The organism is Pseudomonas japonica (genome assembly GCF_900188455.1).
GTDB classification, from domain to species: Bacteria; Pseudomonadota; Gammaproteobacteria; order Pseudomonadales; family Pseudomonadaceae; genus Aquipseudomonas; species Aquipseudomonas japonica.
Window position 1 is genome coordinate 63579 of record NZ_FZOL01000024.1, and the last position, 23110, is coordinate 86688.

At 66.2% G+C, this 23110-nt stretch carries 23 protein-coding genes and 2 pseudogenes; 17 read left to right on the forward strand and 8 right to left on the reverse strand.

Going from position 1 to position 23110, the window contains the following annotated elements; genetic code table 11:
• Window positions 1-11 precede the first annotated feature (11 nt).
• Entirely contained in the window at window positions 12-1640 is a 1629-nt protein-coding gene (locus CHB99_RS24140) for a hypothetical protein (RefSeq protein ID WP_042127157.1), read from the forward strand.
• The gene (locus tag CHB99_RS24145) at window positions 1637-1909 is read left to right on the forward strand and encodes a YkgJ family cysteine cluster protein (protein WP_042127158.1); all 273 of its coding nucleotides are present in this window, start codon (window positions 1637-1639) and stop codon (window positions 1907-1909) included. Before CHB99_RS24140 ends, CHB99_RS24145 begins: the two co-directional genes overlap by 4 nt.
• Before the next feature lie 45 nt (window positions 1910-1954).
• On the opposite strand, the gene CHB99_RS24150 is transcribed toward CHB99_RS24145, so the two are convergent.
• Window positions 1955-2692 carry a hypothetical protein gene (locus CHB99_RS24150; RefSeq protein ID WP_042127160.1) on the reverse strand — a complete coding sequence of 246 codons (738 nt, stop codon included), beginning with the start codon at window positions 2690-2692 and terminating at the stop codon, window positions 1955-1957.
• Between the two features lie 252 nt (window positions 2693-2944).
• Between CHB99_RS24150 and CHB99_RS24155 the strand changes: the two genes are divergently transcribed.
• The 3 genes and pseudogenes from CHB99_RS24155 to CHB99_RS30705 form a co-directional block, all read left to right on the forward strand.
• On the forward strand, window positions 2945-4645 hold the full coding sequence (locus CHB99_RS24155; RefSeq protein WP_042127162.1) for an AMP-binding protein: 1701 nt from the start codon (window positions 2945-2947) through the stop codon (window positions 4643-4645).
• 148 nt (window positions 4646-4793) lie between these two features.
• A pseudogene (locus CHB99_RS30700) lies at window positions 4794-5567 on the forward strand (cache domain-containing protein); the annotation flags it as partial.
• A gap of 267 nt (window positions 5568-5834) precedes the next feature.
• Window positions 5835-6425, forward strand: a pseudogene (locus CHB99_RS30705) (methyl-accepting chemotaxis protein); the annotation flags it as partial.
• On the opposite strand, the gene CHB99_RS24165 reads toward CHB99_RS30705, so the two are convergent.
• The 3 genes from CHB99_RS24165 to CHB99_RS24170 all read right to left on the reverse strand — a co-directional run bounded on the left by CHB99_RS24165 (window position 6415) and on the right by CHB99_RS24170 (window position 9171).
• A complete protein-coding gene (locus CHB99_RS24165) occupies window positions 6415-6615 on the reverse strand; it encodes a type 2 periplasmic-binding domain-containing protein (protein WP_042127166.1) in 201 nt (66 codons plus the stop codon). The pseudogene CHB99_RS30705 and the gene CHB99_RS24165 overlap by 11 nt on opposite strands.
• A gap of 261 nt (window positions 6616-6876) precedes the next feature.
• The gene (locus CHB99_RS29640) at window positions 6877-7110 is read right to left on the reverse strand and encodes a hypothetical protein (RefSeq protein ID WP_141137330.1); all 234 of its coding nucleotides are present in this window, start codon (window positions 7108-7110) and stop codon (window positions 6877-6879) included.
• A gap of 168 nt (window positions 7111-7278) precedes the next feature.
• Window positions 7279-9171, reverse strand: a complete 1893-nt coding sequence (locus CHB99_RS24170) for a sigma-54-dependent Fis family transcriptional regulator (protein WP_084702918.1) — start codon at window positions 9169-9171, stop codon at window positions 7279-7281.
• 296 nt (window positions 9172-9467) lie between these two features.
• On the opposite strand from CHB99_RS24170, the gene CHB99_RS24175 reads away from it, so the two are divergent.
• The 7 genes from CHB99_RS24175 to pqqE all read left to right on the forward strand — a co-directional run bounded on the left by CHB99_RS24175 (window position 9468) and on the right by pqqE (window position 15801).
• Complete coding sequence (locus CHB99_RS24175) at window positions 9468-10346, forward strand: transporter (protein WP_042128774.1); 879 nt, start codon at window positions 9468-9470, stop codon at window positions 10344-10346.
• Window positions 10347-10399: 53 nt separating this feature from the next.
• Entirely contained in the window at window positions 10400-12490 is a 2091-nt protein-coding gene (locus CHB99_RS24180; RefSeq protein WP_042128772.1) for a PQQ-dependent dehydrogenase, methanol/ethanol family, read from the forward strand.
• 70 nt (window positions 12491-12560) lie between these two features.
• A complete protein-coding gene (gene pqqA, locus CHB99_RS24185) occupies window positions 12561-12632 on the forward strand; it encodes a pyrroloquinoline quinone precursor peptide PqqA (RefSeq protein ID WP_141137333.1) in 72 nt (23 codons plus the stop codon).
• Between the two features lie 109 nt (window positions 12633-12741).
• Window positions 12742-13656, forward strand: a complete 915-nt coding sequence (pqqB, locus tag CHB99_RS24190; protein WP_042128770.1) for a pyrroloquinoline quinone biosynthesis protein PqqB — start codon at window positions 12742-12744, stop codon at window positions 13654-13656.
• A 9-nt stretch (window positions 13657-13665) separates the two neighbouring features.
• On the forward strand, window positions 13666-14415 hold the full coding sequence (gene pqqC, locus CHB99_RS24195) for a pyrroloquinoline-quinone synthase PqqC (RefSeq protein ID WP_042128768.1): 750 nt from the start codon (window positions 13666-13668) through the stop codon (window positions 14413-14415).
• Window positions 14412-14681, forward strand: coding sequence for a pyrroloquinoline quinone biosynthesis peptide chaperone PqqD (pqqD, locus tag CHB99_RS24200; protein WP_042128766.1), 270 nt, complete (start codon window positions 14412-14414; stop codon window positions 14679-14681). Before pqqC ends, pqqD begins: the two co-directional genes overlap by 4 nt.
• Window positions 14653-15801: a pyrroloquinoline quinone biosynthesis protein PqqE gene (gene pqqE / locus CHB99_RS24205; RefSeq protein ID WP_042128764.1), complete on the forward strand. Its 1149-nt coding sequence runs from the start codon at window positions 14653-14655 to the stop codon at window positions 15799-15801. Before pqqD ends, pqqE begins: the two co-directional genes overlap by 29 nt.
• Window positions 15802-15838: 37 nt before the next feature.
• Here the strand turns inward: pqqE and CHB99_RS24210 are convergent, their stop codons facing one another.
• Window positions 15839-16930, reverse strand: a complete 1092-nt coding sequence (locus CHB99_RS24210) for an NADH:flavin oxidoreductase/NADH oxidase (RefSeq protein WP_042128762.1) — start codon at window positions 16928-16930, stop codon at window positions 15839-15841.
• 85 nt (window positions 16931-17015) lie between these two features.
• Between CHB99_RS24210 and CHB99_RS24215 the strand changes: the two genes are divergently transcribed.
• Both CHB99_RS24215 and CHB99_RS24220 read left to right on the forward strand, forming a co-directional pair.
• Window positions 17016-17315: an ArsR/SmtB family transcription factor gene (locus CHB99_RS24215; protein ID WP_042128760.1), complete on the forward strand. Its 300-nt coding sequence runs from the start codon at window positions 17016-17018 to the stop codon at window positions 17313-17315.
• A gap of 301 nt (window positions 17316-17616) precedes the next feature.
• The gene (locus CHB99_RS24220) at window positions 17617-17862 is read left to right on the forward strand and encodes a hypothetical protein (protein ID WP_042128758.1); all 246 of its coding nucleotides are present in this window, start codon (window positions 17617-17619) and stop codon (window positions 17860-17862) included.
• A gap of 77 nt (window positions 17863-17939) precedes the next feature.
• Here the strand turns inward: CHB99_RS24220 and CHB99_RS24225 are convergent, their stop codons facing one another.
• Window positions 17940-19151: an MFS transporter gene (locus CHB99_RS24225; RefSeq protein WP_042128756.1), complete on the reverse strand. Its 1212-nt coding sequence runs from the start codon at window positions 19149-19151 to the stop codon at window positions 17940-17942.
• Between the two features lie 121 nt (window positions 19152-19272).
• On the opposite strand from CHB99_RS24225, the gene CHB99_RS24230 reads away from it, so the two are divergent.
• Window positions 19273-19845, forward strand: a complete 573-nt coding sequence (locus CHB99_RS24230; RefSeq protein ID WP_042128754.1) for a TetR/AcrR family transcriptional regulator — start codon at window positions 19273-19275, stop codon at window positions 19843-19845.
• A gap of 140 nt (window positions 19846-19985) precedes the next feature.
• Window positions 19986-20228: a hypothetical protein gene (locus tag CHB99_RS24235; RefSeq protein ID WP_042128752.1), complete on the forward strand. Its 243-nt coding sequence runs from the start codon at window positions 19986-19988 to the stop codon at window positions 20226-20228.
• A 34-nt stretch (window positions 20229-20262) separates the two neighbouring features.
• On the opposite strand, the gene CHB99_RS24240 is transcribed toward CHB99_RS24235, so the two are convergent.
• Together CHB99_RS24240 and CHB99_RS29870 are read right to left on the reverse strand one after the other, a co-directional pair.
• Complete coding sequence (locus tag CHB99_RS24240) at window positions 20263-21420, reverse strand: MFS transporter (RefSeq protein WP_042128750.1); 1158 nt, start codon at window positions 21418-21420, stop codon at window positions 20263-20265.
• Between the two features lie 103 nt (window positions 21421-21523).
• Complete coding sequence (locus CHB99_RS29870; RefSeq protein ID WP_167335887.1) at window positions 21524-21667, reverse strand: hypothetical protein; 144 nt, start codon at window positions 21665-21667, stop codon at window positions 21524-21526.
• Between the two features lie 178 nt (window positions 21668-21845).
• Here CHB99_RS29870 and CHB99_RS24245 point away from each other — a divergent pair, with 178 nt between their 5' ends.
• Window positions 21846-23036, forward strand: a complete 1191-nt coding sequence (locus CHB99_RS24245; protein WP_042128748.1) for an NHL repeat-containing protein — start codon at window positions 21846-21848, stop codon at window positions 23034-23036.
• Window positions 23037-23110: the final 74 nt, after the last annotated feature.

Genomic DNA, 23110 nt, shown 5'->3' on the forward strand with positions numbered 1-23110 from the left:
GGGATGCCCCCATGCACGCCGCCGCGCGAGATTTCCCCTGGGCCGAAGAGCTCGAAAAAACCGTCGTCACCAGCCTGGTCACCAGCTTCGGCCTGGACTTCCTGTTGTTCCAGGACAAGAAAGGCGGCGAAGTCGACACCATCCACAACGTGCGCAACGGCGTCTGGGCGACGGACGAGGCGAAGCAACGCTACGACAAGCACATTGAAGCCGGATACGACGACAAGCCCTACCACAAGCACGCCGACTACATCGCCACCGGCGCGGCCGACAAGGCCAGGCAGGCGGCTGGCACGCTGCACGACCCCTACCGCAACACCGTCATGGCGGCCCATGAGCAACGCAACCTGGACCACGTGATCAGCGCCAGGGAAATCCATGGCGACCCCGGGCTCGACCTGGCCGGGCTCGACGGCGTGAACCTCGCCAACCAGAGCAGCAACCTGCAGACCACGCACGAAAGCGTGAACAAGTCGAAGAATCAGACACCCATCAAGGAATACCTGGGCGAGCTGCCCCGCCTGATCAGCCAAAATGAGGCGACCCTGAGCAAGGACCGCGAGCGCCTCTCCCGCCTGCCCCGCGACACGCCGCAGGAGCAGCACAAGTTCCGCGAGCTGGAAGACAAGATTCGCAAGACCGAAAACAAGCTCACCGCGCTCAAGGCGGTGGATGCCGAAGGCATGCTCAAGCGCGATGCCGAGGCCCGGGCCGCTTACGACAGCCAGATCAACCACGCCTACTACAGCAGCACGGCCTTCCTCCAGAACAGCGCGATCGCGGCCAGAAACGCAGGCATCGCCATGGGCACCCGGCAGATGCTCGGCATGGTCATGGCGGAGATCTGGTTCGAACTGCGCGAGCAACTGCCCGCCCTGCTGGAGAAACTCAAGCACCAGTTCAGCTTCGAAGCCTTCGTGGACAGCATCACGCGCTCGCTCAAAGGCATCTGGGCGCGTGTGCAACGGCGCTTCAGCGACTTCCTCGTCGCCTTCAAGGACGGCGCCTTCGCCGGCATCCTCGGCAGCCTGACCACGACCCTGTTCAACATCCTCACCACCACCCAGGCGATGGCGATCAAGATCATCCGCGAGGTCTGGGGCCAGTTGGTCAAGGCCGTCAAGCTGATGGTCTTCAACCCCGATCAGCTGAGCTTCGTCGAACTGTGCAAAGCCGTGACCGGCCTGTTGTCGGTGGGCGCCGCCACCGTGGTCGGCTCCATGGCCTACGCCCAGTTGCTGCCGGTCTGCAACTTCCCGTTCGGCGCCGAGCTGGCCGCCTTCGCCAGCGCGCTGGTCACCGGGGTGATTACCCTGGGCCTCAACTATTTCCTGCTGCACAGCGGGATGGCCGCCAAGCTGTGGGCCTTCGTCGAATCGCTGACACCGCATGCCGGGGTCATCCGCGAATTCCAGGCGATCAATGCGGAGCTCGACCGCTACCTGCTCGAACTGGGCCGGCTGGAATTCAACCTGGATGTGGAAGAGCTGCAGCTCTTCGCGATGGAACTGCAGGCGTGCAGCGATGAAACCCAGCGCGGCGCGGTCCTGCAAAAGGCCGTGGAGGCCCGCGGTATCGAATTGCCGTTCGAGATGGGCAATGCGGCGAGCACGCGCAGTTGGCTGGCTTCGCTGGTATGACCTTGCCGGCGTTCCCCTGCAGCCAGTGCGGCCTGTGCTGCCGCAATGTGCATCTGGCGCAGGTCACGCAGTATCTGGACCGCGGCGACGGCACCTGCCGACATTACAACGATGCCGACCGGGGCTGCCTGATCTACGAGACCCGTCCGGACATCTGCCGCGTCGACCGCCAGTACCGCCAGCACTACGCCCGGCAGTACAGCTGGGAGGCCTTCGTGCAGGCCAACCTCGAGGTCTGCCACACGCTGCAACGCCTCGACGGCGCCTAGCGGTGCAGAGCGCCTCACCCCGTCCGCGGGGTGAGGCGCGCCCGATCATCGGCGCAGCAACTCGTGGCGGAAGCGCGCTTCCAGCGACGGGATCTCCAGCAGGACCTCCTCGTCCTTCCACAGCTCGTAGGAACGAATCATCTCGACGTCCCCGGCCATGAACGCCTCATCGAACGGCGCATCGTCGTCGATCTCTTCGTCCAGCTCCGAGGTGTAGCCCTTGATCCACAGCTTGCGCATGTCGGCACTGACCACGTAGCCGGAGGTGTACTCGTTGCCGGGCAGGCGATCGGGCATCGCGCTGCCCTTGCGCCCCAGGGCGGTGATGGCGATGACCAGGTGAGCCAGTTCATCCATGTCCGGGCAGACCTCTTCATGGAAGGCCGGCCAGAACTCCTTGTCGTCCTCCGAGGCACGCCAGCCCTTGGCGTCGTTGACTTCGCTGAGGTCCTTGTAGGGATGCGAATGGAAGGTGCCGATCAACTCCAGTTGCGGCCAGTATTCGCGGAAGAAATCCCGCTTCATCCGGATCGATGCGAAATCCGGCTGGACCCACTCGGTATGGCGCAATGCCGAGGTTTCCACGGTTGCGACCACCGCGACGAGACGCGCCGGGACGCCTTCGCGCACCGGCAACGCATAGCCCCACAGCAGGCCGAAGGTTTCCAGACGGTCGTTGGCGCGCCCGCGGGCATGGGCCTTGTGGGACACCTCATAGGCCTCGATCGCCGATGTCAGCAACTGAGGCACAACGTGGTCTTCAATGATGATCTGGGTGCGCATGCTTTCTCCCTGATGACGGCAAAGTCCTTCAAGCGCCTGGGCGCAGGCTTGAACGAAGGGCTGGATGATGGCAGATCGATACTTCCCCAGTCACCCTCACCTTCGCCGCACAGACGTAAGACAACCCGCGCAATCCCTCCGGCTTTTTTGCACATCTACCCGGATTTTCTGCGCGTACTCCGCCGCGCCACCCCCACCTATACTCGGCCGAACCCGCATCGCCCCCATAACAACAATCAAGGGCCGCCCGCCATGAACGACCGTCATGCTTTTCTCGCCGCGCGCGATTTTCTCCTCGACCACCGTACCGACTACGCCACCGCCAGCCGCGATTTCCGCTGGCCGCAGCTCGACGAATTCAACTGGGCGCTCGACTACTTCGACGAGATGGCCCGCGGCAACCTGGCCACCGCGCTGTGGATCGTCGAGGAGGACGGCAGCGAACGCCGCTACAGCTTCGCCGAGCTGGCGCAGCGCTCCAACCGCGTCGCCAACCACCTGCGCGCCCTCGGCGTGAAGCGCGGCGAGCGGATCCTGCTGATGCTCGGCAACCACATCGCCCTGTGGGAAACCATGCTCGCCGCGTTCAAGCTCGGCGCGGTGGTGATCCCGGCCACCGCCCTGCTCACCGCCGACGATCTGCGCGATCGCCTGGAACGCGGTCAGGTGCGGCACCTGGTGGTCGGCGGCGCGCATCTGGAGAAGTTCACCGGGCTGGCCGACGCCTGCACGCGCATCAGTGTCGGCGCGCAGGCACCGGGCTGGGTCGAGCATGAAGCGGCGCACGAGTACTCCAGCGAGTTCAAGGTCGACGGCACCACCCGCGCCACCGACCCGATGCTGCTGTATTTCACCTCCGGCACCACCTCGAAGCCGAAGATGGTCCTGCACAGCCACCAGAGCTACCCGGTCGGTCACCTGTCGACCATGTACTGGATCGGCCTGCAGCCCGGCGACCTGCACCTGAACATTTCCTCGCCAGGCTGGGCCAAGCACGCCTGGAGCTGCTTCTTCGCGCCGTGGAACGCCGGCGCCTGCATCTTCATCCACAACACCTCGCGCTTCAGCGCCAGCGCCCTGCTGCGCGTCCTCGAACAATACGGCGTGACCAGCCTGTGCGCGCCGCCGACGGTGTGGCGCATGCTGATCCAGGAAGACCTCGCCGCCTGTCGCCCACGGCTGCGCCTGCGCGAGCTGGTCGGTGCCGGCGAGCCGCTCAACCCGGAAATCATCGAGCAGATCCAGCACGCCTGGGGCCTCGACCTGCGCGATGGCTTCGGCCAGTCGGAAACCACCGCGCTGGTCGGCAATACCCCCGGCCAGCCGCTCAAACCCGGCTCCATGGGCCGTCCCCTGCCCGGTTACCAGGTGACCATGCTCGACCCCGACGGCCAGCCGGCCAGCGAGGGCGAAGTGGCGCTGCCGCTGACGGTGCGCCCGCTGGGCCTGATGCTGCGCTACGAGGACAGCCCGGAGAAAACCGCGGAGGTCATGCGCGACGGCTACTACCGCACCGGCGATACCGCGCAGATCGACGCCGACGGCTACATCACCTTCGTCGGTCGCGCCGACGACGTGTTCAAGGCCTCGGACTACCGCATCAGCCCCTTCGAGCTGGAAAGCGCGCTGATCGAACACCCGGCGGTGATGGAAGTGGCCGTGGTGCCCAGCCCCGACCCGCTGCGCCTGGCGGTGCCCAAGGCGTTCCTGATCCTCGCCCACGACCAGCCGGGCAGCGCCGAGCTGGCCCGCGAGATCCTCGCCTTCGCCCGCGACAACCTGGCGCCGTACAAGCGGGTGCGGCGCATCGAGTTCGTCGTCGAACTGCCGAAGACCATTTCCGGCAAGATCCGCCGCGTGGAACTGCGCCAGATGGAAGTGGTGCGCCGCCAGGGCGACGGACGCGGGGAGTGGGAATTCTTCGAGGAAGACTTCATCCAGCCGTCGAACTGAGACGCCATTCCCGATGTGAAACAGGCACTGTCTCATCCAGAGACAGTGCCTGCGCAAGATACCCGGCGCATCCCCGTGGCGCCGGCGTCTGCGCAACTGGCGCAGGCGTTGCTTGGGCCCCTTTGTGCCATACAACAAGGAAGCCCTCATGCCCGGCCTGCGCAACATTCCCATCCGCCACCGTCTCTGGCTGATCCTGCTGACCTCGCTACTGATCCCGATCATCCTCGTCGCCCTGATCCTGCGGCAGAACTTCGTCGACCTGCACACCGCCGCGGCGTTGAAAACCCGCCATGTGGTGGAAACCGCCAGCGGCATCCTGCGCTACTACCAGGGCCTGGAAAGCAGCGGCCGGCTCGACCGCCAGCAGGCCCAGCAACAGGCGATCGAACAGATCCGCGGCCTGAGCTACAACGGCGACGACTATTTCTGGCTGGAAGACCTCGACGCACGCATGCTCGTGCACCCCAGCCCCGCAGTGCAGGGCAAAGTCATGGCCGGCACCCGCGACCCGGACGGGCAACTGCCGTTCGACGAGATGGTCACCCTGGCCAAGCGCGACGGCGCCGGGGTGGTCGCCTACCGCTGGCCGCGTCCGGGCGCCCAGGCGCCGGTGCAGAAGGTGTCCTATGTCGAGCTGTTCAAGCCGTGGGGCTGGATCATCGGCTCGGGGATCTACGTCGACGACGTCCAGGCGGCCTTCCAGGCCCAGGCCTGGCGTGCCCTGGGCATCCTCGCGGTGGCGGGCCTGCTGCTCGGCGCGCTGGTCCTGCTGATCGGCCGCAGCATCGCCAGGCCGCTGGATGCCGCGGTGGGCGCCATGGCCAACATCGCCAGTGGCGACGCCGACCTGACCCGCCGCCTCGACGAACAATGGCGCGACGAACTGACCGCCCTTGGGGGCCATTTCAATGCCTTCACCGGCAAGCTGCGCGGGGTCATCCAGCACTCGCTGGGCACCGCCGGCGCCCTCGACGACGCCTCGCGCGCCCTCGGCAGCCTGGCCGGCGATTCGCAGCGCCAGAGCCTGGAGCAATCGCAGCAGATGGAGCTGGTCGCCACCGCGGTGCAGGAGCTGTCCTACGCCGTGCAGGAGGTGGCCCGCAACGCCGAGCATGCCGCCAACGAAGTGCGCAACGCCGAAGAACAGGCCCTGCAGGGCCAGGACACCATCCACGGCGGCCTGAAGCAGGTCGACCTGCTCAACGACACCATCGCCAGGGCGGTCTCGGTGATCCAGTCCCTGGCCCAGGAAAGCAGCCAGATCAGCAACGTGCTGGAAGTGATCCGCGCGATCGCCGAGCAGACCAACCTGCTCGCCCTCAACGCCGCCATCGAGGCGGCCCGGGCCGGCGAGCAGGGTCGCGGTTTCGCCGTGGTCGCCGACGAGGTGCGCCTGCTCGCGCAGCGCACGCAGAGCTCCACCGCGCAGATCCAGGAGATGATCGAACGCCTGCAGCACAACTCGCTGGCCGCGGTACAGGTCATCGACGAGAGCAGCCAGGCCTCGGCGCACACTGTCGAACTGGCGAGCCAGGCGGGTCAGAGCCTGGCGCAGATCACCACGTCGATGCGCAACCTGACCGGGCTCAACGCCTCGATCGCCAGTGCCACCCTGGAACAGTCGCAGGTGGTCGAGAGCATCAACCAGAACGTCACCCAGGCCGCCTCGCTGGCGGACGACAGTGCCCAGGCCGCCGATCAGTCGAGCCAGGCCAGTCGCCAGCTGGAACGCCTGGCCAGCGAACTGAACCAGTCGTTGCGACAGTTCAGCGTGTAGCCGGGACGGCGAGAATTTCCTCGACGAAGGCGATGAAGGCGCGGATCCGGCTGGAATCGCGATGGCTCGGCAGGTACAGCGCGTTGATCAGGCCGCTGGCACCGCCGGGACTGACCTCGAAGCCTTCCAGCACCCAGCTCAGACGGCCCTGGCGGACGTCCTCGGCGACCTGGCGGGTCACCGACGACATAGGTATCTACACATCTTCGAAGGCTTGTCGGGGGACCGCATCAAGGCCGTCAGGTGCCTGTCTTGAGTCTTGCAGCGCCCTCCAGATCGAGCGCCGTCCGCACGGCGCATCGCGAGCGCGCTCGCTCCTACATTTTTTGCAACGTGCCATGGCCTGTGACAGCGGCGTTGCCAGCCTTTGGCGCTTGGCGATTTATCGCGGGGAAGCTGTTGGGTCGACGCGATACCGCGTCGTGCACACAAGGCGGTCAACCATGGCCTGTCAGGCATAGGTACGTTGCAAAAAATGTAGGAGCGAGCGCGCTCGCGATGCGCCGCGCGGGCGGCGCTCGATTTTCAGAGCGCTGCAAGACTCAAGACAGGCACCTGGCGGCCTTGATGCAGCATGGCGCCGGGCCAGGGCGAACACCGAGGCGATCAGCGCCGGGTAGCTGGCCCGGTGCGCGGGCAGGCGGCGCGGCAGGACCAGGCCCATGACCAGCGCCATCAGGGTCATCAGGTCGCCAGCGCCGAGCGGGACTCGGCGGCGACGGGATTGCCAAGGGACATGGCGGGCCTCATCGAAAGGACTGAACGGGATGGCGCCAGACTAGAGCGTCAGGTGCCGTCCCGGAATCCGTGCGCGAGGCAAAACAGCGGTGCGCGCGGCGCAAAGCCGCGCGCGTCAGTCCATGGTCTTGAGCTTGCGGTACAGCGTCGCGCGACCGATGCCCAGGGCGCGCGCCGCCGCCGACAGGTTGCCCTGGCAGGCGTCGATGGCCGCGCGGATCGCGCGCTGCTCCGAGGCCTGCAGGGTGCCCTCGGGAACCTCCAGCGGCGGCACGCTGAGCGGACGCGCCTGCAGCACTTCCGCGGGCAGGTGGTCGAGGCGAATGATGCCTTCGTCCTCGGCGAACGCCGCCGCCAGCCGCAGCACCTGGTGCAACTGGCGGATATTGCCCGGCCAGTGGTAGGCCAGCAGCGCCTTCAGCGCCACACCGTCGAGCGCCGGTGGATGCTGGCCGGACGTTTCGCCGCGCAACAGGTGCTGGATCAGCCGCGCCAGGTCGCTGCGCTCGCGCAACGCCGGCAAGGCGACACGGAAGCCGTTGATGCGGTAGTAGAGGTCTTCGCGAAAGCCCTGCTCGCCGGTGAGCTGCAACAGATCGCGGTGGGTCGCGCAGACCAGGGCGAAGTCCACCTCGATCAGGCTGGTGCCCCCCAGCCGGCACAGGCTGCGCTCCTGCAGCACGCGCAGCAGGCGGCCCTGCAACTCCATCGGCATGTCGCCGATCTCGTCGAGGAACAGCGTGCCGCGGTGGGCCTGTTCGATCTTGCCCGCGGCGCCGCCCTTGCGGCTGCCGGTGAAGGCTCCCTCGACATGACCGAACAGCTCCGACTCGATCAGGCTCGCCGGAATCGACGAACAGTTGATCGCCACGAACGGCCCGGCGGCGCGCGGTCCGTCATCGTGCAGCAGGCGGGCGAAGACCTCCTTGCCAGTGCCGGTCTCGCCATTGAGCAGCACCGGAATGTTCCGCGCGAAGGCTTTGCGCGCCCGCTCCAGCGCCTCGCTGACCGCCGGGTCTTCCAGGCACGGGCCGCGCTCGGCGACCTCGGCGCGACGCCCTTCGAAGGCGATCCGCGAGGGTGTGCTCGCGCCCTTGGCCGGCGAGGCCGTGACACAGGCGTGCAACTGGCTGCCGCTGTGGGTCTGTAGGCGGAACGGCACGCTGAGGTCGTAGCGCCGGTAGCACACGGCATGGGCGAACGGCATGTCGAACAGGTCGGCGAAGTCGATGCCGATCTGCAGCTCGGGCTCGCCGAACAGTTGACGGGCGATACGATTGGCCCCGCGCAGCTTGCCGCCGGCATCGAAGGCCAGCAGGCCCTCCATGGGCGTGCCGAGGATATCCAGGCGGCAATGCAGGTGCACCAGCAGCACGTCGCCGAGCTGGGTGAACAGGCGCCGCTCGATGGCCCGCGCGGCAATCACCAGCGACTCCAGGGTATACGCCGAGGACACCGGTCCCTTGCGACTGGCATCCAGCACCCCGACGATGCCGCCATCGACGCCGAAGATCGGCGTGGCCATGCAGGTGAAGGCCCGGGCCTCCTCCAGGTAGTGCTCGGGACCGGAGATCACCACGCTCTCTTTCTCCGCCAGCGCACAGCTCGGCGCCGTGGTGCCGACCAGGGTTTCGAGGAATTGCGCGCCCTGGCGGAACACCTGGTTGAGTTCGCGGTTGGCGCTGTTGCATTTGCCGATGGCGTTGAGCACCACGCCGTCCATGTCGATGCAGGCGAGCACCCAGTCGCGCGGGGCCAGGGACGCATGCAACTGCTCCATTTCCGGCCGCGCCGCCTCCAGCAGCGGGCCGCCGTACTCGCGCAGCTCGCGCGGGCGAACCAACTGCGGGGCCTCGAACAGCACCCGGTCGGCGGGGGAAATACCGTAGCGCAGGGAACGCGCCCAGGAGCGCTCGATCAGTTGCGCATCGAAGGCGCGGCCACGCTCTTCGAAAGTGGGATACACGCGGATACCGCGGGCAGCGGAAGGATCGTCAGGCTTGTTCATGACTCATGCCTCGGGACGGTTGTATCAGTCCGGTACAGCCGGGCGGCGCAAAGACTGTCCCAGACTGAGACAGCCACGCCCACCCGCTCGCCAAAGCTGTTTGACCATCACCCTTATTGTTATTCAAGCCATTGATATTGAAGGATTTTTTCATAACCTTCAAAACATGGCACAGGTCCTGCTCAAGCTCTTTCCGCGTCCGGGATCTTCCGTGAATTAAGGGCCGGGACACAGGAAACGATCATAAACAAAAACAATAAAAAGGTGATGACATGTCGAAGAGCGGTACAGCTCGCATGAACCCGCTGCGCGCGCCACTGGCCTGCGCCGTTACTCTGCTGGCCGGCATCGTGCCGCCGGCCCATGCCGTTGATGTCGATGCCGGCGACTACACCGCGCTGCCGGAAGGCACCAACCTGGGCGTGGTGTACTACCAGCACGCCGAACGCAAATCACTGTACAGCGACGGCCACAAGGTACCGATCGACGCCCGCCTGGACTCCGACGTGGGCATCCTGCGGGGCGTGCATTTCATGAAACTCGGCGATTTCATCATCGACCCGCAGTTCCTCCTGCCATTCGGCAGCCTGCGCGGCAAGGACGACACCAAGGGCCTGGGCAACGAAAAAGGCACCGGCGACCTGATCCTCGCCTCGACCATCTGGCTGGTGAATGACCCGGCCAAACGCCAGTACTTCGGTATCACCCCCTACGTCTACGCGCCCACCGGCAGCTACGACAAGGACGATGCCCTGAACCTCGGCGAGAACCGCTGGAAGTACGTGCTGCAGGCCGGCTACATCACCGGCCTGACCGAAAAGCTCACCCTCGACCTGGTCGGCGACGTGACCTTCTTCGGCAACAACGACGACTTCGGCCCGAGCGGCGCCACCCTCAAGCAGTCGGCGCTGTACCAGGGCCAGGCTTTTCTGCGCTACAACTTCACCGACCGCTTCGACGTTCGCGCCGGCGTATCACGGCTGTGGGGCGGCGAGACCAAGGTCGACGGCGTGCGCATGGACGATGAGCCCGAGACCAGCAAATTCACCGTGGGCGCCTCGTACTTCGTCACCCCGGGCACCCAGCTGATGGTCAACTACGGACGCGACATGTCCGTGGAAAACGGCTTCCGTGAAGAAGACCGCATCAACCTGCGGCTGCTTCAGATCTTCTGAGCCGTCCTTCGGATACTCCGCCCATAACAATTAGATCCAGGAGTCACGCGTACATGAACACAGCGCAACCGACCCGTCTTGCCATAGCCCTGATGCTCGCCCTGCTCGGCCCGGCCGCCCAGGCTGCCAACGTCGACCAGGCCGCCATCGTCGCCAGCCAGACCGATGGCAGCGAATGGCTCAGCCACGGCCGCACCTACGAAGAACAACGCTACAGCCCGCTCAAGCAGATCAGCACCGCCAACGTCGACAAGCTCGGCCTGGCCTGGTCCATCGACCTGGAAAACAACCGCGGTCTGGAGGCCACGCCGCTGTATCACGACGGCGTGCTCTACGCCTCGCTGTCGTGGAGCCGGGCCATCGCCGTGGACGTCGCCACCGGCAAGGTGCTGTGGACCTTCGACCCCCAACTGGCCCGCGACAAGGCCCGCGACGCCTGCTGCGACGCCGTCAACCGCGGTGTCGCGCTGTGGAACGGCAAGGTCTTCATCGGCACCCTCGACGGCCGCCTGATCGCCATCGACGCCAAGACCGGCAAGCAGCTCTGGAGCCAGCAGACCACCGACAACAGCAAGCCCTACACCATCACCGGCGCGCCGCGGGTGGTCAAAGGCAAGGTGATCATCGGCAACGGCGGCGCCGAGTTCGGCGTGCGCGGCTACTTCTCCGCCTACGACGCCGAGACCGGCAAGATGGCCTGGCGCTTCTACACCGTGCCAGGCGACCCGGCCAAGCCTCACGAAAACCCGGAACTGGCGCAAGCCGCCAAGACCTGGAAAGGCGACAGCTACTGGAAAGGTGGCGGCGGCGGCACCGTCTGGGACGGCATGGCCTACGACCCGGAACTGGACCTGCTCTACGTCGGCACCGGCAACGGCTCGCCCTGGAACCGCGAAGTGCGCAGCCCCGGCGGCGGCGACAACCTGTACCTGTCGTCGATCCTCGCCATCCGCCCGGACAGCGGCAAGCTGGCCTGGCACTACCAGGTCACCCCCGGCGACACCTGGGACTTCACCGCCACCCAGCAGCTGACCCTGGCCACCCTCGAACTCGACGGCAAGCCGCGCAAGGTGATCATGCAGGCGCCGAAGAACGGCTTCTTCTACGTCCTCGACCGGGAAAGCGGGCAACTGCTGTCCGCCGAGAAATTCGGCAAGGTGACCTGGGCCGAACGCATCGACCTGAAGACCGGCCGTCCGGTCGAAGCCCCCGGCGCGCGCTACGAGGACAAGCCCATCGTGATGTGGCCGAGCCCGTTCGGCGCGCACAACTGGCACTCCATGTCATACAACCCGGACACCGGCCTGGTCTACATCCCGTACCAGGAAATCCCCGGCGTGTACCGCAACGAGGGCAAGGACTTCGTCCGCCGCAACGGCTTCAACACCGCCTCCGGCTTCTCCGATGCCACCGACATTCCGCAGTCGGTGATCGGCGGCGCGCTGCTGGCCTGGGACCCGGTGAAACAGAAAGAGGCATGGCGCGTACCGCGTCCGACCTACTGGAACGGCGGCACCCTGAGCACCGCCGGCAACCTGGTGTTCCAGGGCACCTCCACCGGCAACCTGGAAGCCTACTCGGCGGACAAGGGCCAGAAACTCTGGTCGTTCGGTGCCCAGACCGGCCTGATCGCCGCCCCCATGACCTACAGCTACAAGGGCGAGCAGTACGTGGCGATCATGGCCGGCTGGGGCGGCGTCGCCCCGCTGATCGGCGGCGAGGCGGCCAAGGCGCCGGGCGTCGGCAACATCAGCCGCCTGCTGGTGTTCAAGCTCGGCGGTGAAGCGAGCCTGCCGCCGATCCCGGAAACCCCGGTGGCCAGCAACGCGCGCATCCCCCATCCGACCAACGCCAGCGCCGCCGAAATCGAAGAGGGCAAAGGCCTCTACGCCGCGTACTGCTCGGTGTGCCACGGCGTCGGGGCGAAAAGCGGCGGGCTGATTCCCGACCTGCGCAAGACCGACGATGGCCGCCGTGCGCTGTTCCAGCAGATCGTCCGCGAAGGTGCCCTGCGCCCGCTGGGCATGCCGGCCTTCGCCGACTCGCTGGACGCCACTCAGGTCGAGCGGATCAAGGCCTATGTCATGACCCGCGAGTTCGAGGACTACAACGCGGCGCAACAGACGGCCAAGACCGCTCAGTAACGCAGTACCGGGCCGGCGACGGCCCATCCACTCCTAACGTGTCATCAACCGCAAAGAGGGCTTCAGCATGATGTGGACCAAACCCGCCTACACCGACCTGCGTCTCGGCTTCGAGGTAACCCTGTACTTCGCCAACCGTTGATGCGACACCCGGCACGGCGGCGCCCCCCTGGCGACGCCGTACCGCGATCACCACTCCAAGCCTTTGCCCCGCGCAAGCGGGGCTCTTTTTCAGCGAAGCGCTCCGTGTCATGTACCTCCATATTCTCGGCTCGGCCGCCGGTGGCGGATTTCCCCAATGGAACTGCAATTGCCGCAACTGCCACGGTGTGCGCACCGGCCAGGTGCTGGCGCGGGCCCGCACGCAGTCGTCGATCGCCCTGTCCGACGACGGCAAGCAGTGGATCCTGTGCAACGCCTCGCCGGATATCCGCGCCCAGATCGGCGCCTTTCCCGCCCTGCAACCGGCGCGTCGACCACGGGACACGGCGATCGCCGGGATCATCCTGCTGGACAGCCAGATCGACCATTGCACCGGCCTGCTGAGCCTGCGCGAAGGCTGCCCGCACGACGTCTGGTGTACCGACGTGGTGCACCAGGACCTGAACAGCGGCTTCCCCCTGTTCCCCATGCTCTCGCACTGGAATGGCGGGCTGCGCCACCAGTCGATCGGCCTGCACGGCGAGCCCTTCGAGATCGCCGCCTGCCCGCGCCTGCGCTTTACCGCCATCCCCTTGCGCAGCGCCGCACCGCCCTATTCGCCGCACCGGCATAACCCGCAACCGGGCGACAACATCGGCCTGTTCGTCGAGGACCTGCGCAGCGGCGGCAAGCTGTTCTATGCCCCGGGCCTGGGCCAGGTGGACGAGGCCCTGCTGGCCTGGATGCGACGTGCCGACTGCCTGCTGGTGGACGGCACGCTGTGGCAGGAAGACGAAATGCGCCTGTGCGGCGTCGGCGACAAGACCGGCCGCGAGATGGGCCACCTGCCGCAGAGCGGGCCCGGCGGCATGCTCGAAGTCCTCGAACACTTGCCGGCACGACGCAAGGTGCTCATTCACATCAACAACACCAACCCCATCCTCGACCCGGCTTCGCCCGAACGCGCCGAACTCGACGCCCACGGCATCGAAGTGGCCTGGGACGGCATGCCGATTCACCTCTAGGAGCGCGCCATGCCCAGCGCCATGAATCCCGCGCAATTCGAACAGGCCCTGCGCGCCAAGGGTGTCTGCTACCACATCCATCATCCCTTCCATGTGGCCATGCACGAAGGTCGCGCCAGCCGCGAGCAGATCCAGGGCTGGGTCGCCAACCGCTTCTACTACCAGGTGAACATTCCGCTGAAGGATGCCGCGATCCTCGCCAACTGCCCCGACCGCGAGGTACGCCGCGAGTGGATCCAGCGCCTGCTCGACCACGACGGCGCGCCCGGTGAGGACGGTGGTATCGAAGCCTGGCTGCGCCTGGCCGAAGCCGTGGGCCTGGAGCGTGACGAAGTGCTCTCGGGGGAGCGGGTACTGCCCGGTGTGCGTTTCGCCGTGGACGCCTATGTCAACTTCGCCCGCCGCGCCAGTTGGCAGGATGCCGCCGGCAGTTCGCTGACCGAACTGTTCGCCCCGCGGATCCACCAGGCCCGCCTGGACAACTGGCCGCGCCACTACCCCTGGATCGAAGCGTCCGGCTACGCCTACTTTCGCGGGCGTCTGAGCCAGGCGCGGCGGGATGTCGAGCACGGCCTGCGGATCACCCTGGCGCATTGCACCAGCGCCGAGGCCCAGGCGCGCATGCTGGAGATCCTGCAGTTCAAGCTCGACGTACTCTGGAGCCTGCTCGACGCCCTGAGCATGGCCTACGAACTGGACCGCCCGCCGTATCACACGGTGAGCCGCGAGCGCCTCTGGCATCGAGGATTGAACGTATGAACAGGCAACGCATACCGCGCCTGCGGCGCGGCTACCGCCTGCAGTTCGAAACGGCGCAGAACAGCCATGTGCTGCTCTACCCGGAAGGGATGGTGAAACTCAACGGCAGCGCCGCGGCAATCGCCCTGCACCTCGACGGCCAGCGCAGCGTCGCCGCCATCATCACCGAGCTGGACCGGCAGTACCCGGGCGCCGCGGAACTGGCGCGAGACGTCGACGACTTCATGGTGAGCGCCCATGCACACGGCTGGATCGAATTCGCCTGAGCCGGTCGGGCCGCCCCTGTGGCTGCTCGCCGAACTGACCTGGCGCTGCCCGTTGCAGTGCCCGTACTGCTCCAACCCGCTGGACTTCTCCGGGCATGGCAGCGAGCTGTCCACTGCCGAGTGGATCGAGGTGTTCCGCCAGGCGCGCGAACTGGGCGCGGCGCAGTTGGGCTTTTCCGGCGGCGAGCCGCTGCTGCGCCCGGACCTCGGTGAACTGATCGGCGCGGCGCGCGGGATGGGCTACTACACCAACCTGATCACCTCCGGCATCGGCCTGGACGAGCAGCGTCTGGCGCAGTTCGCCGAGGCCGGACTCGACCACATCCAGATCAGCTTCCAGGCCGCCGACGCCGAGGTGAACGACATGCTCGCCGGCTCGCGCAAGGCCTTCGCGCACAAGCTGGCGATGGCCCGGGCGGTCAAGGCCCACGGTTATCCGATGGTGCTGAACTTCGTCACCCACCGGCACAACATCGACCAGATCGAACGCATCATCGAATTGTGCATCGCCCTGGAGGCGGACTTCGTCGAGCTCGCCACCTGCCAGTTCTACGGCTGGGCGCACCTCAACCGCGCCGGCCTGCTGCCGACCCGCGCGCAGCTGGAGCGCGCCGAGCGCATCACCAACAGCTACCGTGAGCGACTCAAGGCCGAGGGCAACCCGTGCAAGCTGATCTTCGTCGTGCCGGACTACTACGAGGAACGTCCGAAAGCCTGCATGGGCGGCTGGGCCAGCGTGTTTCTCGACATCACCCCGGACGGCACCGCCCTGCCCTGCCACAGCGCGCGGCAACTGCCGGTGCGCTTTCCCAATGTGCGCGAGCACAGCCTGCGGCATATCTGGTACGAGTCGTTCGGTTTCAACCGCTATCGCGGCGATGACTGGATGCCCGAGCCCTGCCGCTCGTGCCCGGAGAAGACGAAGGATCATGGCGGCTGTCGCTGCCAGGCCTACCTGCTGACCGGCGATGCCGATGCCACCGATCCGGTGTGCGATCGCTCGGCGCACCACGGCATCATTCTCGATGCCCGGCGCCAGGCGCAAGAGGCGCCGGGGCGCCTGGAGGACCTGCGTTACCGGACGCTGAAGGCGTCACGGCTCATCGCGGTGGAGAAATGAATGCCGGGGGCCGCGAGCCGGCCCCCGAAAACGCGTCTCAACGATAACGTTCCAGCCAGTGCGCATAAGGCGCCGGCAGCGTCCAGGATGCCTTGTCCACACCCAGCTCCTTGGCCGCGAAGTAGGCCCAATGAGGATCCGCCAGATGCGCACGCCCCACCGAGACGATATCCAGTTGCCGCGAGCTCACGGCCTCCTCCGCCAGTTGCGGAGTGCCGAAGCCCCAGGCCGAGGTCACCGGGATACCCGCTTCGTCGCGCACCCGGCGCGACACCTCACCGAGGAACGCCGGGCCCCACGGGATGTTGGTTTCGGCAATGGTGAAACCGACGCTGACGCTGAGCAGGTCGAGGCCGCCGGCCTTGAAGCGGCGGGCCAGTTCGATGGACTCGGCGAGGGTCTGTTCGTCGCGACCGTCGTACTCGATCACGCCGAAACGCGCGGTCAGCGGCAGGTGCTCCGGCCACACTTCACGCACGGCGGCGAGGGTTTCCAGGAGGAAGCGGCTGCGGTTGTCGAAACTGCCGCCGTAAGCGTCGGTGCGCTGGTTGGAGTGCTCGGAGAAGAAGCTCTGGCCCAGGTAGCCGTGGGCGAAGTGCAGCTCGATCCATTCGAAGCCGGCGTCACGGGCGCGGCGAGCGGCGTCGACGAAGTCCTGGCGAACCCGGGCGATATCGTCGAGGGTCATTTCCCGCGGGGTTTTCGGCAGGTGGTGACCGAAGGCAATCGCCGACGGCGCGAGGGTCTGCCAGCCGCGCGCATCGCCTTCAGGGATGTGGTCGTCGCCGTCCCACGGACGGTTGGCGCTGGCCTTGCGCCCGGCATGGGCGATCTGGATGCCCGGCACCGAACCGGCGGCCTTGATCGCCTTGACCACCGGCACGAACGCCTGGGCATGGGCGTCGCTCCAGATGCCGGTGCAGTTCGGCGAGATGCGCCCTTCAGGGGCGACCGCGGTGGCTTCCACCACCACCAGCCCGGCGCCACCGCGGGCCATGCCGGCGTAGTGCACCTGGTGCCAGTCATTGACCAGGCCGTCTTCGGCCATGTACTGGCACATCGGCGGAATGGCGATGCGGTTGCGCAGGGTGACGTCCTTGAGGGTGAAGGGTTGGAACAGTGCAGTCATGGGAATACTTCCTACAATCGAGATACGATTGTTCGATAGTATTCGAACTTTGGCATTTAGTGAAGCCTCCGGTATCATTCGAACCATGCGTGCCTACAAACACCCCGAACCTCAAGACTTCGTCCTCGAACGTGTGCTTTATGCGCTGAGCGATCCCGTGCGCATGGAAATCGTCCGTCGTCTGGCCGACGTCGCCGAAGCCAGCTGCGGCGACCTCGACGGCGGCCGACCGAAGTCGAGCATGTCCCATCACTTCCGCGTGCTGCGCGATGCCGGCCTGGTGCAGACCCGCGCGGTCGGTACCACGCACATGAACTCGCTGCGTACCGATGCCCTGGACGGGCGGTTTCCCGGGTTGATCGGGGCGATTCTGCAGCACTTTTGAGCGTCTTTTGAGTGCTTGTCTGGAGATTCGCAGCGCTCTCAAGATCGAGCGCCGCCCGCGCGGCGCTCGATCTCGAGAGCGCTGCACATTTCAAGGCATGCACCTACCCGCCCCGAGGCAATCCTTCGCCAAGCCCTCCAGCGATGCGCAACCGCCCAGAAACCTGTCATGGCGGCTGTGCGTGGGGCACCTCCGGGTGCGCCGGGGTTCTCACAGCTCGGTCTGCTAACCCACGTACAGTCGCCACCCTTTCGTTTAGCAGCGAGCGGTGGCCGATCCGAATCAACTGTGAGGATTAGCCATGAAAAAACTCGTCCCCGATCCACCCCCGGTACTCCGCGTCCGTCCCGGCCTGTCGCCTGAAGACGCGCTGCGCAATGTCGACGAACACCTCAAGGGCGCCCTCTGCGCGCTGAACCACCTGCCCCGGCAAGCCCTTCCCAGGCACCAGACCCTGGTCAGCGACGCCATCCTCGACCTGAAGATCTGCAAGGCCTTGCTGACGGTGGCGAGGTACAGGACAACGGCGAGCGTGCCGATTTCCTGACCGCCCCGTGGGAGCGAGCTCGTTCGCGAACGACGGCGCAGCCGTCGCGAAACCTGGATGCACGACGACCCTGACACTCACGCGTCAGGCCTGTCACACAGCATTTCGCGACGGCTCGACGCCCCGGAACGGGCCTGCCACACGGCCACCAGCAGCACCACGCCACCCGCCACCAGCGCCACGACGAATCCCGCGTCCACCCCGTCCCGGTCCACCACCTGCCCGGCCAGCGCCGCGCCCATCGCCACCCCGACATTCAACCCCGCCAGCAGCCAGGTCATGCCCTCGGTCAGGCGCTGCGGCGGCACGCACCGCTCGACCAGCGACATCGCCACGATCATGGTCGGCGCGAAGAACAGCCCGGCCACGAACACCGCCAGCGCCAGCCCGCCAATCGACCCGGCCAGCAGCATCGGCAGGGTACTGGTCGCGGTGGCCAGCGCTCCCAGCAGCAACAGCCGCGGCAAGGGCTGGCGCAGCGTCAGTGCGCCGAACAGCAACCCCGCCAGACACGAGCCCAGGGCATAGGCCGCCAACACCAGGCTCGCCGCCGCCGGCAGGCCAAGCGCGCTGGCGAAGGCGACACTGACGATATCCACCGTGCCGACGATCACGCCCATCGCCATCATCAACAGGCTCAGCGCGCGCACCTCGCCAACGCGCAGCAGCGAACCCCGCGCAGCGCTGTCCGCTGGCGTCACCGGCGGCTCGCTGCCGCGCTGCACGACCAGCGCGGCAACCCCGAACGCCAGCAACAACGCCGCCAACAGCAGCCCGGCCTGGGGAAACAACCCCACACACAACCCCACCGACAGCGGCGGCCCGACGATGAAGGTCACTTCATCCAGCACCGTCTCCAGCGAATACGCCGTCTGCAATTGCGCCTGCCCGCGATAGAGCGCGGTCCAGCGCGCCCGCACCATGGCCGACAGGCTCGGCATGGCGCCGGCGAGCACCGCGCCGAGCAGCAGGCTCCAGTCGCCCAGTGGCCACCAGGTTCCGGCCAGCAGCAGCGCCGAGCCGGCGACGCTGACCAGCGTTGCCAGCGGCAGTACCTTCGCCTGGCCATGCCGGTCCACCAGCCGCGAAATCCAGGGCGACAACACGGCATAGGTCATCACGAAGGCCGCCGCCAGCGCGCCGGCCAGGGCGTAGCTGCCACGCAATTGAGAAACCAGGGTGATGATGCCGATACCGGTCATCGGCAATGGCAGCCGCGCCAGCAATCCGGCCAGGGCGAAGCCACGGGCTCCGCGAGCGTTGAACAGGTCTCGGTAAGGGTTGGGCATTGCACGCTCCTTGGCATGTGCGCCGGCCTTGACGGCACCGCGCGGGGAAGATACATACATCTCGTATGTTTAAATCCTATTTACATACGCACCGTATGTAAACCCACTAAAGGAGCAATCGATGGCCCGTCGTACCCGCGCCGAAATGGAAGAAACCCGTGCCACCTTGCTGGCGACTGCCCGCCGCGCCTTTGCCGAGACCGGTTACACCGAGGCCTCGATGGACGACCTCACCGCCCAGGCCGGGCTGACCCGCGGTGCGCTGTATCACCACTTCGGCGACAAGAAGGGCTTGTTGGCCGCCGTGGTGGCGCAGATCGACGGGGAGATGGATGAACGGCTGAAGGCGATTTCCGATAACGCCCGGCATCCGTGGCAAGGCCTGCGTGATCGCTGTCGGGCGTACCTGCGCATGGCGCTGGAGCCCGAGATCCAGCGCATCGTGTTGCGCGATGCGCGGGCGGTGCTCGGTGGCACCGCGGTGGGAGAGGAGCAGCATTGCATCGCATCGCTGCAAGGCTTGCTGGAGCAGATGGGGGATCAGCAGGCAGAGGCACTGGCTCGCCTGATCTACGGCAGCCTCACGGAGGCGGCGTTCTGGATCGCCGAGGGGGACGAGGGTGAAACGCGCCTGGCGCAGGCCGATGCGGCGTTGAAGGTGCTGCTGCGCGCGGTACGCCCCGAGCAGGACTGAAGCCGTTGCCTCCGAGCGACCTACCTATCATTTCTGCCAGCTAGACAGCCCGCCGCAGGCGCTCAGACTAACGTTCAGGGCGGTTTCTGGCGAAGCGTATCTGCCCAGTCATTCACCCACTCAAGTGCAAGGAGATCGACATGGCAGAGTTTCTCTACGTCGCCGAAGCAGTGGACGGCAAGAACGCCCCGAAATCGGGAAACGTGACAGCGACCAACAGCGAGGCTGCGGAAAAGCAGGTCAAGGCCTTGTTTGCCTATCCGGTAAAGGTCTTTCTGAGAGGGGTTACCATTATCGCGCCATCGTCCGAGGTAGTCACAGATCCCTGGGGCGCCTCGGTCGAAGGTACAAACTCGCTCGACGTTTCCACGAAGGAGGAGTGACCCGAAACCTCCGCTGATCCCGCCGTGCAGCGGCTCACTCCACCGTCGACACCCGATACGCCCGGCGACTCGCCGACTGCGCGAAGCACACGAACAGTGCCGCCATCAGCGCCAGCGCCATCGGCAAGCCATGGGGCGCCGCGTCCATCGCCGCGCCGCTGACCAGCGGCCCGACCAGGCTGCCCACGCCCCACAGCAAGCCGACGCTGGCGTTTGCCGTGACCAGGTCCTGGCCCTTGAACTGCTGGCCGATCAGCACCAGCGCCAGGGTGTAGACCCCGCCGGCCACCGCGCCGAGCAGAATCAGCGCCGGCCACAGCAGCCACTGCGTCTGGATCAGCCAGGGCAGGGCCAGGCCGATGAGCATCGCCACCACGCCACAGACCAGGTGCAGAGTGGTACGTTCGCAGCGGTCGGCGAGCCAGCCGATGGGCAACTGGAACAGCATGTCGCCGGTCAGGATCACCGTCACCATCAGCGCCGCCACGCCCACCGCGTAGGCATGGTGGGTGGCGTACACCGGCAGCAGCGACAGCACCACCGCATCGAAGAAGGAGAAGAACAGCACGCCCATGCACAGCGCCGGCGCAACGCGGAAGAAACCGGCCAGGGAGAAACTCTTTTCACCCTCCTCGCCATGCTCGACATGGTCGTTGGGCACGCTCCAGACGATGCAGGCCAGGGCCAGGGCATAACCCACCGAGACCATCACGATCAGCCACGGCCCCTGGGCACCGAGCAGCGAGAGCATGGCCGGACCGAGCATCTGGCAACCGGTGAAGGCGGTGGCGTACAGGGCCATGACCTTGCCGCGGTTGTGCTCCTCGCTCAGTTCGTTGACCCACGACTCGCCCAGGATGATCGCCACGCCCATGCCGATGCCCAGGGTCAGGCGCAAGGCCGCAAGCAGGTAGATCGAGGAGAACGCCCACTCGATCAGGCCGACGCTGAGCGCGCAGACACTGAAACTGAGCAGGTAGATGACACGCCGGGTCAGGTGCCGGCAGCAGGCGTCGACGAGAAACGCCGAGAGCATCATGCCCGCCGCGGGCATGGCCGAAAGCAGGCCGATGCGCAGGCTGCTCGCCCCTGCCTCCAGCAGGCGCAGGGACACCAGCGGCAGGGTCGCGCCCAGGCTGAAACCGATGATGGACACGACGAACAACAGACCGCAGAGAAAACGCTTGTTCACAACTCACTCCACAACCGCCGGCACGCAGGCCCGAGGCCTTGCGCGCGGACGCACAGACGCTGAAATCGAAAGAAGACGGACGAGCCAGGACGGCCCGCGAAGGTCAGCCGGCGATGCGGTGTGGCGAGAAGGTGAAGGCGAACAGCACGCTGCGCCGACGCTTGAGCACAGTGTCCTGCGGCCAGGCACGGCGAAGCACCCGGGCGACGGGCAGCTTGGCGGTGAAGGGACGGACGACGGCGTTCATGTTCGGCTACAGCAAGGAAGCAAGAGAGGGGCGGCACTCTAGGCCATGGCTGCCGCGCGCGTCAATCGCAGCGCCCGCAAGGCCTGACCGGGGAACCTGGTATTTCTGTCAGGTAGATGAACATCGCCTGGCGGGAGTAGAAACTGAATTTCATCCCACCTCTGTCGAGGAACGCATCATGAATGCTCCGCACAATCCAAGGAACCCGGGTGATCTCGATCTTGATTTCGGCGACGCGGGCCTGGCGCCCTTCCCCTCGGGCTTGCACGATGGCCATTCGAGTCTGCTCAGCGACGGCCGGATTCTAAGTGCCTGCAGCGACGGGATCACTCCCGCCATCACCCTGTTCCGTCATCTGCCAAGCGGTGCGCTCGATACGTCTTTCGGCGAGCAAGGCCTGGTCAACATCGATCTGCCGCAACGGGCCAGCTTTGCGAGAGTGGAGGTTCTCTCCGACGATGGTGCCCTGGTATACGGCCCGCTCGGCAGGAGTGGCACGCACCACTCGTTCGTCTTCCGGATCCTGCCAGATGGCCAGCTCGACCGCACATTCGGCGAGTCCGGGTACTTCGTCCTGGATATGGGTCACGAGAACCATCTCATCACCGCCCTGTCGCCACTGGCCGACGGCAAGATCATGCTTCTCGCAGGTGTGGAGTGGAATACCGGGACGTACGTCTCGTATTTCGTACGCCTGGACAACGGTAACCTGGATCCTTCCTTCGGCGAGAATGGCGAGGGCTACATTCAGCTCGGCTATCTCCCGTCGCGCCATTTCGCGGTCACCCCCAACGGCAGCTACGTGTTGACGCCACAGAACAACAACACGGCCACCTTCAGCCAATACCTGGCCGATGGCACTCCGGACCGCGCCTTCGGCGTGAACGGCGCGGTCACTGTGCCGCTGCCCGCGCCGGGCAGTGCGCTCATCAATCAGGTGACGGTGCAGCCGGACGGCAAGATCCTGGCCGTCGGCCAGGCGAACGTCGGCTTCGGCACCCACACCCTGACCATTCGCCTGAATCCCGACGGCAGTCTGGACAGCACCTTCAACGGTGGCGAACCCAAGATCATGGTGTTCCAGGGGTACGAGACCACCGCTTCGAAGGTTGTCTGTCTGCCAGACGGCGCGATCGTGGTGGCCGGCAATACCACCGCTGTGCCGAACGACGTGATCCTGATGCGCATGCTTTCCAACGGCAACCTGGACATGAGCTTCGGCACCAATGGCCAGGTGATAAGCGATCTGGGCGGTGCGGATCGCTGCCAAGGCATGAACGTGCAGGATGACGGCAAGATCCTGGTCTGCGGTTTGCGTGACGGAACCTCCTCGCCGCACCGCCTGTTCCTGGCCCGCTACCTCGGCTGACACGCCGCCAGGCGCTGGCTCCCGGGTGGTTTGCGCGGCCCGGGAGTCAGCACCCACTGATATTTTTGTCAGTA

Bases quoted from the DNA above. Each gene is read 5' to 3' on its own strand.
- CHB99_RS24140 (WP_042127157.1), top strand. From the start codon at position 12: ATGCACGCCGCCGCGCGAGATTTCCCCTGGGCCGAAGAGCTCGAAAAA.
- CHB99_RS24145 (WP_042127158.1), top strand. From the start codon at position 1,637: ATGACCTTGCCGGCGTTCCCCTGCAGCCAGTGCGGCCTGTGCTGCCGC.
- CHB99_RS24150 (WP_042127160.1), bottom strand. From the start codon at position 2,692: ATGCGCACCCAGATCATCATTGAAGACCACGTTGTGCCTCAGTTGCTG.
- CHB99_RS24155 (WP_042127162.1), top strand. From the start codon at position 2,945: ATGAACGACCGTCATGCTTTTCTCGCCGCGCGCGATTTTCTCCTCGAC.
- CHB99_RS24165 (WP_042127166.1), bottom strand. From the start codon at position 6,615: ATGTCGTCGGTGACCCGCCAGGTCGCCGAGGACGTCCGCCAGGGCCGT.
- CHB99_RS29640 (WP_141137330.1), bottom strand. From the start codon at position 7,110: ATGACCCTGATGGCGCTGGTCATGGGCCTGGTCCTGCCGCGCCGCCTG.
- CHB99_RS24170 (WP_084702918.1), bottom strand. From the start codon at position 9,171: ATGAACAAGCCTGACGATCCTTCCGCTGCCCGCGGTATCCGCGTGTAT.
- CHB99_RS24175 (WP_042128774.1), top strand. From the start codon at position 9,468: ATGAACCCGCTGCGCGCGCCACTGGCCTGCGCCGTTACTCTGCTGGCC.
- CHB99_RS24180 (WP_042128772.1), top strand. From the start codon at position 10,400: ATGAACACAGCGCAACCGACCCGTCTTGCCATAGCCCTGATGCTCGCC.
- pqqB (WP_042128770.1), top strand. From the start codon at position 12,742: ATGTACCTCCATATTCTCGGCTCGGCCGCCGGTGGCGGATTTCCCCAA.
- pqqC (WP_042128768.1), top strand. From the start codon at position 13,666: ATGCCCAGCGCCATGAATCCCGCGCAATTCGAACAGGCCCTGCGCGCC.
- pqqD (WP_042128766.1), top strand. From the start codon at position 14,412: ATGAACAGGCAACGCATACCGCGCCTGCGGCGCGGCTACCGCCTGCAG.
- pqqE (WP_042128764.1), top strand. From the start codon at position 14,653: ATGCACACGGCTGGATCGAATTCGCCTGAGCCGGTCGGGCCGCCCCTG.
- CHB99_RS24210 (WP_042128762.1), bottom strand. From the start codon at position 16,930: ATGACTGCACTGTTCCAACCCTTCACCCTCAAGGACGTCACCCTGCGC.
- CHB99_RS24215 (WP_042128760.1), top strand. From the start codon at position 17,016: ATGCGTGCCTACAAACACCCCGAACCTCAAGACTTCGTCCTCGAACGT.
- CHB99_RS24220 (WP_042128758.1), top strand. From the start codon at position 17,617: ATGAAAAAACTCGTCCCCGATCCACCCCCGGTACTCCGCGTCCGTCCC.
- CHB99_RS24225 (WP_042128756.1), bottom strand. From the start codon at position 19,151: ATGCCCAACCCTTACCGAGACCTGTTCAACGCTCGCGGAGCCCGTGGC.
- CHB99_RS24230 (WP_042128754.1), top strand. From the start codon at position 19,273: ATGGCCCGTCGTACCCGCGCCGAAATGGAAGAAACCCGTGCCACCTTG.
- CHB99_RS24235 (WP_042128752.1), top strand. From the start codon at position 19,986: ATGGCAGAGTTTCTCTACGTCGCCGAAGCAGTGGACGGCAAGAACGCC.
- CHB99_RS29870 (WP_167335887.1), bottom strand. From the start codon at position 21,667: ATGAACGCCGTCGTCCGTCCCTTCACCGCCAAGCTGCCCGTCGCCCGG.
- CHB99_RS24245 (WP_042128748.1), top strand. From the start codon at position 21,846: ATGAATGCTCCGCACAATCCAAGGAACCCGGGTGATCTCGATCTTGAT.